General features: G+C 36.5%; 13 protein-coding genes. 7 read left to right on the plus strand and 6 right to left on the minus strand.

What is annotated here, in order from left to right; translation table 11 throughout:
* The first annotated feature begins 14 nt into the window (after nucleotides 1-14).
* The 7 genes from L3049_RS09435 (at nucleotide 15) to L3049_RS09465 (ending at nucleotide 5,173) form a co-directional block, all read left to right on the plus strand.
* A complete protein-coding gene (locus L3049_RS09435) occupies nucleotides 15-356 on the plus strand; it encodes a GxxExxY protein (RefSeq protein ID WP_275109555.1) in 342 nt (113 codons plus the stop codon).
* A 55-nt stretch (nucleotides 357-411) separates the two neighbouring features.
* Nucleotides 412-2,022, plus strand: a complete 1,611-nt coding sequence (locus tag L3049_RS09440; protein ID WP_275109556.1) for a cytochrome c oxidase subunit I — start codon at nucleotides 412-414, stop codon at nucleotides 2,020-2,022.
* Complete coding sequence (locus L3049_RS09445; protein WP_275109557.1) at nucleotides 2,015-2,629, plus strand: cytochrome c oxidase subunit 3 family protein; 615 nt, start codon at nucleotides 2,015-2,017, stop codon at nucleotides 2,627-2,629. The genes L3049_RS09440 and L3049_RS09445 overlap by 8 nt, the downstream gene beginning before the upstream one ends.
* Nucleotides 2,630-2,639: 10 nt before the next feature.
* Nucleotides 2,640-2,927 carry a cytochrome C oxidase subunit IV family protein gene (locus L3049_RS09450; protein WP_275109558.1) on the plus strand — a complete coding sequence of 96 codons (288 nt, stop codon included), beginning with the start codon at nucleotides 2,640-2,642 and terminating at the stop codon, nucleotides 2,925-2,927.
* Nucleotides 2,928-2,930: 3 nt separating this feature from the next.
* On the plus strand, nucleotides 2,931-3,875 hold the full coding sequence (gene coxB / locus L3049_RS09455; protein WP_275109559.1) for a cytochrome c oxidase subunit II: 945 nt from the start codon (nucleotides 2,931-2,933) through the stop codon (nucleotides 3,873-3,875).
* Between the two features lie 25 nt (nucleotides 3,876-3,900).
* Nucleotides 3,901-4,767 (plus strand): protoheme IX farnesyltransferase, encoded by an 867-nt coding sequence (locus tag L3049_RS09460; protein WP_275109560.1) that lies wholly within the window; start codon nucleotides 3,901-3,903, stop codon nucleotides 4,765-4,767.
* Nucleotides 4,768-4,852: 85 nt separating this feature from the next.
* Nucleotides 4,853-5,173, plus strand: a complete 321-nt coding sequence (locus L3049_RS09465; RefSeq protein ID WP_275109561.1) for a cation transporter — start codon at nucleotides 4,853-4,855, stop codon at nucleotides 5,171-5,173.
* Nucleotides 5,174-5,243: 70 nt separating this feature from the next.
* On the opposite strand, the gene L3049_RS09470 is transcribed toward L3049_RS09465, so the two are convergent.
* From L3049_RS09470 to L3049_RS09495, 6 genes are all read right to left on the minus strand, one after another.
* Nucleotides 5,244-5,807 carry a c-type cytochrome gene (locus L3049_RS09470; RefSeq protein ID WP_275109562.1) on the minus strand — a complete coding sequence of 188 codons (564 nt, stop codon included), beginning with the start codon at nucleotides 5,805-5,807 and terminating at the stop codon, nucleotides 5,244-5,246.
* 25 nt (nucleotides 5,808-5,832) lie between these two features.
* Nucleotides 5,833-6,996, minus strand: a complete 1,164-nt coding sequence (locus L3049_RS09475; protein ID WP_275109563.1) for a quinol:cytochrome C oxidoreductase — start codon at nucleotides 6,994-6,996, stop codon at nucleotides 5,833-5,835.
* Between the two features lie 20 nt (nucleotides 6,997-7,016).
* On the minus strand, nucleotides 7,017-7,538 hold the full coding sequence (locus tag L3049_RS09480; RefSeq protein ID WP_275109564.1) for a DUF3341 domain-containing protein: 522 nt from the start codon (nucleotides 7,536-7,538) through the stop codon (nucleotides 7,017-7,019).
* Nucleotides 7,535-8,905: an NrfD/PsrC family molybdoenzyme membrane anchor subunit gene (gene nrfD, locus L3049_RS09485; RefSeq protein ID WP_275109565.1), complete on the minus strand. Its 1,371-nt coding sequence runs from the start codon at nucleotides 8,903-8,905 to the stop codon at nucleotides 7,535-7,537. The genes L3049_RS09480 and nrfD overlap by 4 nt, the downstream gene beginning before the upstream one ends.
* Before the next feature lie 19 nt (nucleotides 8,906-8,924).
* The gene (locus L3049_RS09490; protein WP_275109566.1) at nucleotides 8,925-11,897 is read right to left on the minus strand and encodes a 4Fe-4S dicluster domain-containing protein; all 2,973 of its coding nucleotides are present in this window, start codon (nucleotides 11,895-11,897) and stop codon (nucleotides 8,925-8,927) included.
* A gap of 61 nt (nucleotides 11,898-11,958) precedes the next feature.
* On the minus strand, nucleotides 11,959-13,113 hold the full coding sequence (locus L3049_RS09495; RefSeq protein ID WP_275109567.1) for a cytochrome c3 family protein: 1,155 nt from the start codon (nucleotides 13,111-13,113) through the stop codon (nucleotides 11,959-11,961).
* Between the last annotated feature and the right edge of the window lie 4 nt (nucleotides 13,114-13,117).

Genomic DNA, 13,117 nt, shown 5'->3' on the forward strand with positions numbered 1-13,117 from the left:
GGTAAGTATAAAATATGAACAAAAACAATTTCCTATATAAAAATGAGTGTTTTAAGATCATTGGATCTTGTATGGCAGTTCATTCTGAACTAGGATGTGGTTTTCATGAAGCCGTGTATCAAGAGGCACTTGAATATGAATTCGAAGTAAATTCTATTGCTTTCCAAAGAGAGTCCAAAATAGACATTAACTACAAAGAAAAATTATTGCACAAGAACTATATGGCCGATTTTCTATGTTTTGATGAGATTCATGCTGCTCATATCTTAAATTATTTGAAGGCTACAAAAAAGAAAGTTGGATCATTAATAAATTTTGGCACCAATAGTTTACAATACAAACCATTTACCTTTTAAAAATATCTGTGTAATCTGTGGTTATAAATAAAATATCAATCGTAACACTAATTATATGTCTGAAACTGTAATTCAAAACCATGAGCCTAACTACCTTGAATACAAAGGGAAGTACAAAGGCATATTTGCATGGATATTTTCTACCGATCACAAACGTATTGGATTACTATATTTGTATAGTATGCTTGTCTTCTTCTCAGTTGCAGCCATACTAGGATTGTTAATGAAATTGGAGCTTATAGCTCCAGGGAAAACCATTATGGGAGCTCAAACCTATAATAGTTTCTTTACACTTCATGGTATTACAATGATTTTTTTGATTGTTGTACCAGGTTTGCCGGCTGTATTCGGTAATTTCTTTTTACCTATTATGATTGGGGCTAAAGATGTAGCTTTCCCAAAGTTAAACCTTGTTTCGTGGTGGATCTATATTATTGGAGCTTTTATTGCACTGTCAGCACAATTTATGGGCGATGGAGCACCTGATACAGGTTGGACATTTTATGCTCCCTACAGTTTTAAAACGGGGACTAATATGTTACCAGCCGTCTTAGGAGCTTTTATTCTTGGCTTTTCATCAATCGTCACGGGTATTAACTTTATTGTGACAATGCATCGCATGCGTGCACCTGGAATGAATTGGATGAAAATGCCGCTCTTCCCCTGGGCTTTATATGGAACCTCCTGGATACAGGTTTTAGCAACACCTATCGTAGGTGTTACTTTGCTGATGGTCGTTTTGGAAAGAACGCTTCAAATTGGCTTTTTTGACCCTGCTTTAGGAGGCGATCCTATTTTATATCAACATCTGTTCTGGATTTATTCTCATCCAGCAGTGTATATCATGATTCTTCCTGCAATGGGAGTCATTTCTGAAATAATTCCAACTTTCGCAAGGAAAACAATCTTTGGCTATACAGCTATTGTAGTATCCACATTAGCCATTGCATTCGTTGGTTATTTTGTTTGGGGACACCATATGTTTACTTCCGGTATGAGTGGAGTAGCTCTTTATACATTTTCCATACTGACTTTTCTGGTTGCAATTCCATCAGCCATAAAAATATTCAATTGGGTAGCCACGCTTCATAAAGCGTCTATTGATTTACAAACACCCTTCTTATGGGCACTTTGTTTTCTATTTGTTTTTATGATTGGTGGCTTATCGGGGATGGTTTTAGGAGCACTTTCGGCTAATGTACATTTGCATGATACGGCTTTTGTTGTGGCTCATTTCCATTATATTGTGTTTGGAGGTACGGGGTATGCTTTCTTTGGTGCATTGCACTATTGGTATCCAAAAATGTTTGGTCGAATGTATGATAAATCGTGGGCGAATATTGGCTTAGCTATGTTCTTTACAGGTTTCAATACGCTTTATCTTCCTATGTTTTACTTGGGAATGACTGGTATGCCACGTCGTTATTACGATTATGTGGATAAGTTCCATGGGCCTAATATTATTTCTTCTCTTGGCGCCATTTTAATGATAGTAGGGTTGATTGTTATCATTACCAATTTAGTTCGATCAGCTCGTTATGGAGCTCCTGCTGTAAAAGATCCTTGGAAAGGTAAAACTCTCGAGTGGACTGTAGCCAGTCCACCAAGCTTAGAAAATTTTGATGAGATTCCTACTGTAACCGATCATCCTTATAAATATGAATAATCACGCCCATATTGACGAACATAGAGACGATGAAGGAGCCAAAACAGGTATGTGGATATTTATCTTCACAGAACTCCTGCTTTTTGGTGGTCTTTTCATAGTCTATTCGGTATACCGTTATTTAAATCCAATGGCATTTCATTTGGCTGCAGAAGAGCTGGATGTTGTCGTTGGAACTGTGAATACAGTTATTCTCTTGGTTAGTAGTATGACAATTGCGATGGCAATTACTTCTATACAGCTGAAGAATAAAAAACTCACTTTGATATTAATGGGAGTTACCATTCTTTTGGCAATCATTTTCATGGTGAATAAGTATTTTGAGTGGACAGGAAAAATCTCTCATGGCATATTTCCAGGGAGTGAAATACTGCATCAAAGCAGCCAGGGCGAAATCTTATTTTTTGGTTTGTATTATGCTATGACAGGACTACATGCCTTGCATATTGTAATTGGTGTTGGTTTTATTGCTTATGTCATGTGGTTAGTTAAAACCGATGATGTTAAGCATGATGATTATGTGATACTCGAAAATAGTGCCCTGTATTGGCATTTAGTCGATTTGATTTGGATATTCTTATTCCCATTATTTTATCTAATCACCTAATTGTACAACTATGGAAAAAGAAGCACATACACACATCGTAAAGTATAGTACATATATCTATGTATTAATTGCTCTACTTTTTATGACATTCCTTTCTGTAGCAGTTACAGGAATTGAGTTAGGACCTTATACTGTTTCGGCAGCTTTACTACTTGCGAGTATAAAATCCATATTGGTACTACTCATTTTTATGCATTTAAAATTCGACAAGAAATTTTACGGCATCATGGTAGCTAGTGTATTCATTCTGCTGGCTTGTGTTATTATCGTTACATTTTTAGACTACTTATACCGATAGCTTATGTTTTCAAAAGAAATGGCTGACGCATCCAATTTTGTTCAAGGAGTAGATACTTCCTTTATGGTCATATTTGGAATAATTTCATTTTTTCTAGTTGGAATTACTGCGACTATGATTTATTTCGTTTTCCGATATAGAAAATCGAAGCATCCGAAAGCAAAGCAAATTCATGGTAATAATATGCTTGAGATTATTTGGACGCTTATACCAACCGTTCTGGTAATGGTCATGTTTTATTACGGCTGGATGGGATATAAACCTATGAAAGAGGTTCCTGACGATGCCTTTACAATCAAAAGTATTGGTCGTATGTGGAATTGGCAATTTGAGTATGAAAATGGTAAGAGGACAGATACACTCTATGTACCTAAAGATCGTGCCGTAAAGCTTGATTTAGTAGCTTTAGATGTGTTGCATAGTCTTTATATTCCTGCATTCCGGTTGAAGCAAGATTTGGTTCCCGGGAAAGAGGAATTTATGTGGTTTATAGCTGGGAGAGAAGGTAATTTTGATTTATTCTGTACCGAATATTGTGGTTTGTCTCATTCCTCAATGACCACTTCGGTTGTTGTTATGGCAGAAGATGAGTTTGATAAGTGGTATATAGATACGACAACAGTGGCTCCTGTTATTTCTGATAAACCCGGAGCCCTAGGACTACGTATTGTACAGAAAAATGGTTGTTTAGCCTGTCATTCTTTGGATGGGTCTAAAATTGTTGGTCCAACTTGGAAAGGGCTATACGGTAGAATGGAAACCGTAAAATCTAAAGGACAAACCAGAGAGCAAATTGTTGACAGTGCTTATGTGATCAATTCCATTTACAACCCTAATGATGACATTGTAGACGGTTATAACAAAGGCTTGATGCTTTCCTATAAAAATGATCTTACTGAAGAAGATATCGGTGAAATTATTGAGTTCATGAAAACTCTTAAAGAATAAATTAACAAAAAAAAGAAATGTGCTTATGAGTATATCCTCGAAAATATCGACTCTTGCCGAATTGGGAAAAGCAAAAATAGCTACTCCTATTGCCTTTTCTTGCCTTACGGGATTTCTTTTGTATTCGCAGGAATTCTCAATGAATTTATTTTACGTTGTAATTGGTATTTTCTTAATTGTCGCAGGAGCTTCTGCCTTAAATCACATACAAGAGCACAAGAAAGATGCACTGATGAACAGAACCAAGTTCAGACCAATTCCTTCTGGAAAAATTAGCATTTCAGAGGCTGTAAAATGGGCCGTTTTCTTTCTCCTTTCGGGATGTGGATTGTTGATTCTTGGAGGATCGGCAGAAAGTTTATGGATTTCTATCTTTTCAATTTTCTGGTACAATCTGGTTTATACTCCTTTAAAACAACATTCTGCTTTTGCAGTTGTTCCTGGAGCACTTAGTGGTGCTTTTCCTCCAGTGATTGGTTATGTTGCTGCTGGTGGTCACATGTTCGACTTTCCCATTTTGGCATTAGGCTTTTTCTTTTTTATAGGACAAATACCGCATTTTTGGCTTCTTCTACTTCTCTATGGTGAAGATTACAAAAAAGGAGGTTTTAAAGTCCTTACAGACGTCTTTAGCGTGAAACAAATACACAACATCACATTAATTTGGATGTTGGCTACCATTATGGTTGCCTTACTACTTCCCGTTTTTGATGTACTGTCCTCAAAAATTATTATTTGGTCTTTATTAGCAATTTCGCTTTGGATCATTCCCAATAGTTTTATCCTATTAAAAAATTATGATAGAATAACGGTTCGCAAATTATTTTTACGCTTGAATCTCTATTTTTTGATTATCATGATCATGATAAGTATTGATAGTTTATTAGTCTAGAATCTGATTATTCATTGTAAATAAAGCTTACTGGACATTTACTAACAAAACGTTTAACTTTACAATTCAACTAAAACCAAAGAAAATGAAACGATTTTTTATTATAATTTTTGCACTAGCTCTTTTTACCGCTTGCCAATCGAATACTAAAAAAGCAGAAAGTGAATCAAAAGCTGAAACTACTCAAGTTGTGGAATTGCAAGAACTAGAATTGACAGTAACTGGAATGACTTGTAGTGGCTGCGAAAACACCGTTAAAAATGGATTGAAACAAATAGATGGTGTTGTTGAAGTACAAGCTTCTCACAAAAATAGTAAGGTAACTATCAAAGTAGAAAAAGATAAAGTTAGCCGAGAAGAAATTGCACAACAAATTGAAACCATAGGCTATAATGTAGAAAAATAGCACCAACAGTAACATGAAAAAAGCTGATTCTTATGAAAAGAATCAGCTTTTTTTCAGTATCGTTTATATTTTAATTCCCTTGCAGATCAACTTTGATGTACTCAATAATCTTCCATCTGTCTTCTTGTTTGATCTGAGCTCCATGGGCTCCCATAACACCAAAACCAACGGTAATAACGTGAAATATCTCTCCTCTTGGTGTTTGTTTCATTACATCCGTTACTAAACTCTTTGGAGGATATGGATATTTCCCACTTGTAAACAAAAAGCCTTGTCCATCTCCCATTTCTCCATGACAATTGATACAATAAATCTCAAAAAGCTCTTTACCTCTTTGTACATCTTCACTTGTCATATCTACCATGTTTACGATATTCTCTCCTGCCCAGACTCTTTCTTCTGGAGTTTTCTCAAAATGATAAGGAATCATCTCACGAGGAATTGTTCCTTCAGCTGGCAAACGAACACTTAAACCATCTTCAAAATTTGGGTTTTGAGAATATGGTTCAAAAGCTCTAGAATCCATCATATCTGGAAAATAAGAATAGCCTGGATGATTACGATCTTTATCACAAGAAGATAAAAGAAGCATAACTACCAATAAAACACTAAAATATAAGTTGATTTTACGCATAACAAATTTCTTTTTTAGTCATCAATCAGGTTTCGTAATGGAAACTTTCTTCCAATAGTGGATCATTTTTACTTAATAACGGCACTTTAGCCATCGACTTAAATACCACAAACAAAAATCCAGCTAAGAACACACAAATAAATCCTATTTCGGTTATTCCTATTTGAGCGGTTTTTCCAATTGTTCCTGGAATTACCAATAAATATAAATTCAACCATTGACCAATTAAGACAACCACTGCCATAACCGACAACCATTTTAAATTTCGCTTAGAATCCCGAGTCATTAATCCTAAAAATGGAACTACAAAATTAAGGACTAGAATCGTAAAAAACAGTATGGTATGATCGTTAAGTCGTGGAGCAAAGTAAGCCGTTTCCTCTGGAATATGACTGTACCAGATTAACAGATACTGAGAAAACCACAAATACATCCAGAAAATACTAAATGCAAAAAGGTACTTTCCCATGTCGTGAATGTGCTCCTTGTTTATGAATTCCAAGTTACCCTTCGATTTTAAAAAGCTTATGAAAAGAATAATTGTAGCAATTCCACTTACAAAAAGTCCAATAAAAATGAACCATCCGTAAAGCGTACTGTACCAATGTGCATCTATAGACATTAGCCAATCCCAACTCATAGTAGAACTTGATATGGCAAAGAATACCATGAATAAAGCCGCTAGAACTTTTCCTTTTTTATAATACTTGATATCAGTAGATAAATCTTGTTGCAAGGAATTATTGCGCAGTAATCGTGTCAACCAAATCCATATTCCAAAATAGATCGCCATTCGAATAAAAAAGAATGGAATGTTAAGGTAAGCAGATTTCGCCTCTAAAATAGGATCGTTTAATCCCTCATGCGACCAATGATAAATATCGTGCATTCCGAAATACAATAAGAACATTAGAATTGCTGATATTGGCAAAAAAGACGCTAAAGCTTCTGGTATTCTTTGCAATGCTGTATGCCATCCCGAATAAGCAATTTTATGCAAAGCCTGAAATACGCCACCAAACAGTGCGATAAATAAGAAAAACAGGTTGTTGATTAAAAAATTGGTCCAAAACCGCTGCCCATTAGGCGCTTCAATAAAATACCCAAGCAAGAGCAGGAATAATCCTCCACCTCCAACTGTGAGTAAGGTAATTTTTGTTTTTCGGGAAAAAGTATAATTGTTATCCATCACCATATGCTTTATGTGGTTTACTTTTCAATCTCCTTAACTTGTATATTCTTGGCATCTTCCTTTTCAAGTATGCTCTTTATTGTTGCTTCATGATTCCCATCCTCATCCAAATCAACTATGATCACAAAACGGTCATCCGTAATTCTTTCATCGTGAATGACATTATTAGCGCCAGGACCTAATTTCGAACTAATGAAAAAGGCCGTTGCCATTCCAAAAGCAGCAAATAGCACTGTTACTTCAAAGGTGATAGGGATGAATGCCGGAATAGCAAAATGAGGTTTACCTCCAATAAAAAGGGGGTAGTCAACCACAAAAGCCCAGGTTTGAAAACCAAATGCTAAAACCAAACCTATCGCCCCACAAACAAATGCTACCGCTGGTAAATTTGAGCGCTTGTATCCTAAAGCATGATCCAATCCATGAACTGGAAATGGAGTCAATACATCCTGTATGGATAATTCCTGATCTCTTAAATCTTTTGTAGCACGAAGAAGATTCTGCTCATCTGTAAAATAGGCTGAAATATATCTTCTCATAGCGTTTCGTTTTTAATTTCTTTTTCTCCGGAACTCTTAACAACAGTTTTAACCTCGGCAATAGCAATTACAGGGAATGCACGAATAAATAATAAGAAACAAGTGAAGAATAAGCCTAGTGTTCCTACAAAGATTCCAACCTCAACAAGAGTTGGTTTATACATAGACCAACTTGAAGGTAGATAATCACGATGTAAAGAGGTTACGATAATAACAAATCGTTCGAACCACATTCCGATATTTATGAATATGGATAGTATAAAAGTGAAGACAAGGTTTCGTCTCAATTTTCTAAACCAAAGCAGTTGAGGTGAAATCACATTACATGTCATCATTATTGCGTAAGCCCACCAATATGGTCCTGCCGCTCGATTTAAAAAGGCGTATTGTTCATACTCGACTCCAGAATACCAAGAGATAAATAATTCGGTCAAATAAGCTATACCTACAATTGATCCCGTGGCAATAATAATCTTATTCATAGACTCAATATGAGCCAATGTGATGTAGTTCTCCAAATTGAGAACTTTACGTGTAACAATCAATAGAGTCAGTACCATCGCAAAGCCAGAAAAGATGGCTCCTGCAACAAAATAGGGAGGGAATATTGTTGTATGCCAACCAGGAATAATTGAAGTTGCAAAGTCAGCACTTACAATACTGTGTACCGAAAGGACAAGAGGTGCAGCTAAACCAGCTAATATTAAACTGAGTTTTTCGTGACGTTGCCAATGCTTGACCGAACCGGTCCAACCAAAACTAAGTAAACCATAAATGAATTTTTTAGCTTTTGACTTAACTCTATCTCTCATGGTTCCTATATCAGGAATTAATCCCATATACCAGAATAGAAGAGAAACCAAGAGATAGGTAGAGATTGCAAAAACATCCCAAAGAAGAGGAGAATTAAAATTCACCCACAAATCGCGGGTATTAGGATAAGGGAATACAAAAAATGCTAAAAGAGGTCGCCCCATGTGAATTAAAGGGAATAAGCCCGCACACAATACAGCAAAAATGGTCATTGCCTCTGCAGAGCGATTGATACTTGTTCTCCACTTTTGGCGGAAGAGTAGGAGGATAGCTGAAATAAAAGTTCCTGCGTGACCAATACCTACCCACCAAACAAAATTAGTGATACCCCAACCCCAACCAATGGTTCGGTTGAGCCCCCAGGTTCCAATACCTTCCCAAATGGTCCATCCCATCATGGCAAGGCCTAAAAACATGGCAGATAAACTTAAGCTTATACCCATATACCACGCTTTCCCGGGCTTACCCTCAATTGGAGCTGCAATATCCTTGGTGATTTGGCTATAAGTTTTGTTTCCTTTTATAAGAGGTTCTCGAATTGGAGATACGTACATAACTCAATTTTATAGTGGTTTAACTCTTCTTATTTCTAATTTTTGTCAGGTAGCTAACAGATGGAAGTGTGTGAATTTCCTCCAACAAATGGTAATTCCTTCCGCTTGATGTGACTTTGAATAATTCACTCGATTTATCGTTTAAGTCTCCAAATAGTATAGCACCAGAAGGACAAGTTTGCTGACAGGCTGTTTTAATTTCCCCATCCTTTACTTTTCTACCTTTAAGTTTGGCATTCAGTTTTCCTTCCTGAATTCGTTGTACACACATCGAGCATTTTTCAATAACACCTTTGGCTCTTATTGTTACATCAGGATTAAGAACCATACGGCTCAAATCTGATGTCAGGCCAGCCGGATCGTGAAGATTGTTTGGTATTGAATCTGCTTGAGTATAATCATACCAATTAAAGCGTCTTACTTTATAAGGGCAGTTGTTTCCGCAATAGCGAGTTCCAATACATCTGTTATAAATCATTTGATTTAACCCCTCACTGCTGTGATTGGTTGCCGCTACAGGACACACATTTTCGCAAGGAGCGTTGTCGCAATGTTGACACATCACAGGCTGAAAAACGACACCTGGTTTGTTTTCATCTCCTGAGAAATAGCGGTCGATTCTGATCCATGACATTTCGTGTGCACGAATGACTTCCTTTTTTCCTACAATAGGCACATTATTTTCTGCCTGACAGGCAATGGTACAAGCACCACATCCTATACAAGCGTTTAAGTCAATGGCTAGGCCCCAATGATGATTTGGGAATTCGGGTTCCTTATAAATGCCAGCATTCTTATATTTATGTTTGTGGTCATTTCCTGCCTTAGGATTTTTTTTGTATTCATCAAGATTAGCTTCTCTGACGATAGCTCTTCCTTCCATGGAATGGTGAGTCTGAGTCATCGCAAAGTCATACTTCTCTTCCGTTTTTTTAATTTCAATACCACTTACAAAATCACTTCGATGTTCCTTTTTAAGATTAGCTAATGCTGCAACATTTTTACCAACATTCTTACCAACCACTCCACAAACAGTTCTACCATATCCCAATGAAATAGCAAGTGTATTGTACGCCTGGCCTGGCAATATGTATATTGGGTATGTTTCTCCATTATTTAGCTCAACTACATCACCTAACTCGAGCTCCATCTCTTTGGCTTGCTTAGGCGAAATATTGAGGTAGTTATCCCAACAAATTTTACTTATAGGATCAGGCATTTCTTGCAGCCAAGGATTATTTGCCATTTGACCATCGCCTAATGCAACACTTTCGTAGATTTGAAGATCCAAACCTGAAGATTCTACCTTTTGGGCTGCCATTGCCATCACATTTGTGATATCAGGCATTTTAAACTGAACTTTAGCCACGCTTGTACTTGGCTCAAAAACACCTTGCTGTAAAGTATGATTCCAGAAAGTCGTAAAATTTGGGTATTTGTTTTGAAGAGCATAAAAATTCTCTTCCCAATATTTCTTTATGAATTTTAAGTAATCTAAATCGGAACCAGACCAGGCTAATAATGTAGATTGAAACTGTCGAGTATCGAATAAAGGTCGAATACCTGGTTGCATTAAACTATAGCGACTCGATTTCGCCTCAACATCGTTCCAACTCTCTATAAAATGATTGTCAGGAGCCACGTTCTTAAACAAAACACTTGTTTCATTTGGTGCTAAATCCAATGAAATTGAGAAAGGTACTTTTTCAATAGCCTTTCCAAATTCTTCTCCCTTATAATAATCATAAACAGGATTTACGCCATAAGACAACAAAGCTTTAACTTTACCTGATTTTAGTTCAGATAGCAAGTCTTCCATATCAGAATCAATTGCTTGCTTGGTTAAAATTTGCTTATCCGTGCGAAGCGTATTGCCATAATTTTCTAGCTCGTAATTAAGTGCATTAATCACAAGTTGAATGTTCAAATCATTATCGCCTGCTACAACAAGAGATTTTCCTTTATTCCCCCAAAGTTCTTTTGCCAACTCTACAATATCCGCGGAAGCGGTAGCAATAGTATAAGTTTCTTTCCCTTTTATTTTTAATACCTCATTGTATAATTGTGCAATCAGCAAGGCATGTTCTGAAGCTTTTACTGGAATTCTAAAATCGGCATTACTTCCTGTTAAAGACATTCGCGACTCGAACTGTATGTGTCGCGACATATTTGTATTGCCATCGCTTAATTTGCGTTTTTTAGCGTACTGACGAATGTGTTCTACCGGCATTAACCAATTTCCAAGAAAATCAGCATCAAAGCTCACTACAAGATCAGCTTTATCGAAACGGTAATCGGAAATTCCTGCTTTCCCAAAACACATTTCATTTGCCTTAAGTAAAGCTGAAGCTGATCGATTATCGTATTGTACCCATTTTAGATTTGGATAAACTTTTAGAAAACCTTCTATTACTGATTTGGTAGATGGACTGTAAATTGTTGGTGTGAGTAAAACAACTTCCTCTTTATTATCTTTCAATTTATTCAACTGATCGACAACCGTTTTATCCAAGTCATTCCAAGACAATTTCTTATCTCCGCTTAACGGATTTTTATATCTTCCAGTATCATACAAACCCAAGATTGATGCTTGTACTCTCGCGCTAGTTCCTCCATGTGTTACTCCCGATAAATCGTTCCCCTCAATTTTAATCGGACGACCTTCTCTTGTCTTAATTAAGATGCTACAATAGTCGCTACCATTCACATATGATGATGCATAGTAATTCGCTTTCCCTGGCGTTATTTCTTCTGGTTTTATTAAATAGGGAATGGCTTTTTGTACCGAATTCTCGCAACTAGCAAGAACTGTACTTATTGCCAAGCTATATCCGCAAAGCTTTAAAAAATCACGACGATTAGATTGCGATTTGTCATTCCCATTTTCAAATATATCAAGCATTTGTTCCAGATTCCCTTTCGGTATGCTTTTTTCGACAGGTTTATCCGATCCATTCTTACGTTCGGCAAGGCTTTTCCAATGTTTCTTCATAGATAAAAGGTTATCAATTGGTACAAAGTAATCTAATAGGGCATTAATCTGTTTTCAAAGCTTAATAGTGGCAACGGGCACATTCCCTTCCTCCAATATCAGTAACCCTGACACTGTCAATAGCTCCAGTAGCCAATTCTTCATGTAACTTTTTAAAACTTTCGGAATAGTATCCGTTTGCTTGAAAATCAACAGCGGTTTTATCATGACAATCCAAACACCATCCCATAGATAAGTCCTCAACTTGCTTTATTACATGCATTTCCTCAACTATTCCATGACATTCTTGGCATTCTCTTTTTCCAACATTGGCATGTTGTGCATGATTGAAATAAACATGATCTGGCAATTGATGAATTCTGATCCATTCAACAGATGTATTGTTCTCAATTGCTGCATGAATTTTATTGATCTCAAATTTTCCCGAGTTAGTTCCTTCGCGAACAATCACGTGACAATTCATACAAAGATTTACATGCGGAATACCTGCAGATTTACTATCATCAACCGTTGTATGGCAATAACGACAATCAATTTTATTATCGGTAGCATGAACTTTATGAGAGAATTTTATTGGTTGTGCTGGCTGGTAGTTTTGTTTACGACCCAAAGCCATAGCTCCTTCGGCTAACATCTGAATTTGATACCCAAAGGCAAAAATAAAAATCAGAATAGGAATTAACTTGTACCTAATCTTCTTGGTAAAGAACAAATCAATTAAAGCCATTGTTATGATTGCTCCTAAAAAGAAAAATAAAATAATGTTGTTGACCTTAGGCTTTGTTTCGTACAAAGTATCAGCTTCCAAAGTGGCTAAGTAGGTTTTAATATATCCTAACTCCTCATCGGTAAAGGAATACCCAACATGCGACTCCTCCATTTTTTTCCCAAGCGGGCTCATTAAAACAGATTTGAAATCGGCGATTGACTTATTCGCATAGCTAGCGGAAATATCATGTGCGGATGGATTCCAATTCAATGTATCGGAGTAATTAATATTGTGGCAGGAAACACAAGAAGCCAAATCGGATTTAGCTCTGGTAAGGCCCTTAAAAAGGCGCTCCCCTCTTTTTTCTGCATTTAGAAAGTAATCAAAATGAGATTCTTCTGAATCACCAACATGAGTACTATCCTTCTCACTTGCAGAAAGATTAACAGGAATAGAAAGCAAAAAAAGTATAATCAGGGCATAAAATAATCCGTATGATTTATTCATAGAA

The organism is Labilibaculum sp. DW002 (genome assembly GCF_029029525.1).
GTDB lineage: Bacteria > Bacteroidota > Bacteroidia > Bacteroidales > Marinifilaceae > Paralabilibaculum > Paralabilibaculum antarcticum.

What these genes read in the sequence shown, in the direction of transcription:
- L3049_RS09435 (WP_275109555.1), top strand. Translation starts at nt 15, where the DNA reads ATGAACAAAAACAATTTCCTATATAAAAATGAGTGTTTTAAGATCATT.
- L3049_RS09440 (WP_275109556.1), top strand. Translation starts at nt 412, where the DNA reads ATGTCTGAAACTGTAATTCAAAACCATGAGCCTAACTACCTTGAATAC.
- L3049_RS09445 (WP_275109557.1), top strand. Translation starts at nt 2,015, where the DNA reads ATGAATAATCACGCCCATATTGACGAACATAGAGACGATGAAGGAGCC.
- L3049_RS09450 (WP_275109558.1), top strand. Translation starts at nt 2,640, where the DNA reads ATGGAAAAAGAAGCACATACACACATCGTAAAGTATAGTACATATATC.
- coxB (WP_275109559.1), top strand. Translation starts at nt 2,931, where the DNA reads ATGTTTTCAAAAGAAATGGCTGACGCATCCAATTTTGTTCAAGGAGTA.
- L3049_RS09460 (WP_275109560.1), top strand. Translation starts at nt 3,901, where the DNA reads ATGAGTATATCCTCGAAAATATCGACTCTTGCCGAATTGGGAAAAGCA.
- L3049_RS09465 (WP_275109561.1), top strand. Translation starts at nt 4,853, where the DNA reads ATGAAACGATTTTTTATTATAATTTTTGCACTAGCTCTTTTTACCGCT.
- L3049_RS09470 (WP_275109562.1), bottom strand. Translation starts at nt 5,807, where the DNA reads ATGCGTAAAATCAACTTATATTTTAGTGTTTTATTGGTAGTTATGCTT.
- L3049_RS09475 (WP_275109563.1), bottom strand. Translation starts at nt 6,996, where the DNA reads ATGGATAACAATTATACTTTTTCCCGAAAAACAAAAATTACCTTACTC.
- L3049_RS09480 (WP_275109564.1), bottom strand. Translation starts at nt 7,538, where the DNA reads ATGAGAAGATATATTTCAGCCTATTTTACAGATGAGCAGAATCTTCTT.
- nrfD (WP_275109565.1), bottom strand. Translation starts at nt 8,905, where the DNA reads ATGTACGTATCTCCAATTCGAGAACCTCTTATAAAAGGAAACAAAACT.
- L3049_RS09490 (WP_275109566.1), bottom strand. Translation starts at nt 11,897, where the DNA reads ATGAAGAAACATTGGAAAAGCCTTGCCGAACGTAAGAATGGATCGGAT.
- L3049_RS09495 (WP_275109567.1), bottom strand. Translation starts at nt 13,113, where the DNA reads ATGAATAAATCATACGGATTATTTTATGCCCTGATTATACTTTTTTTG.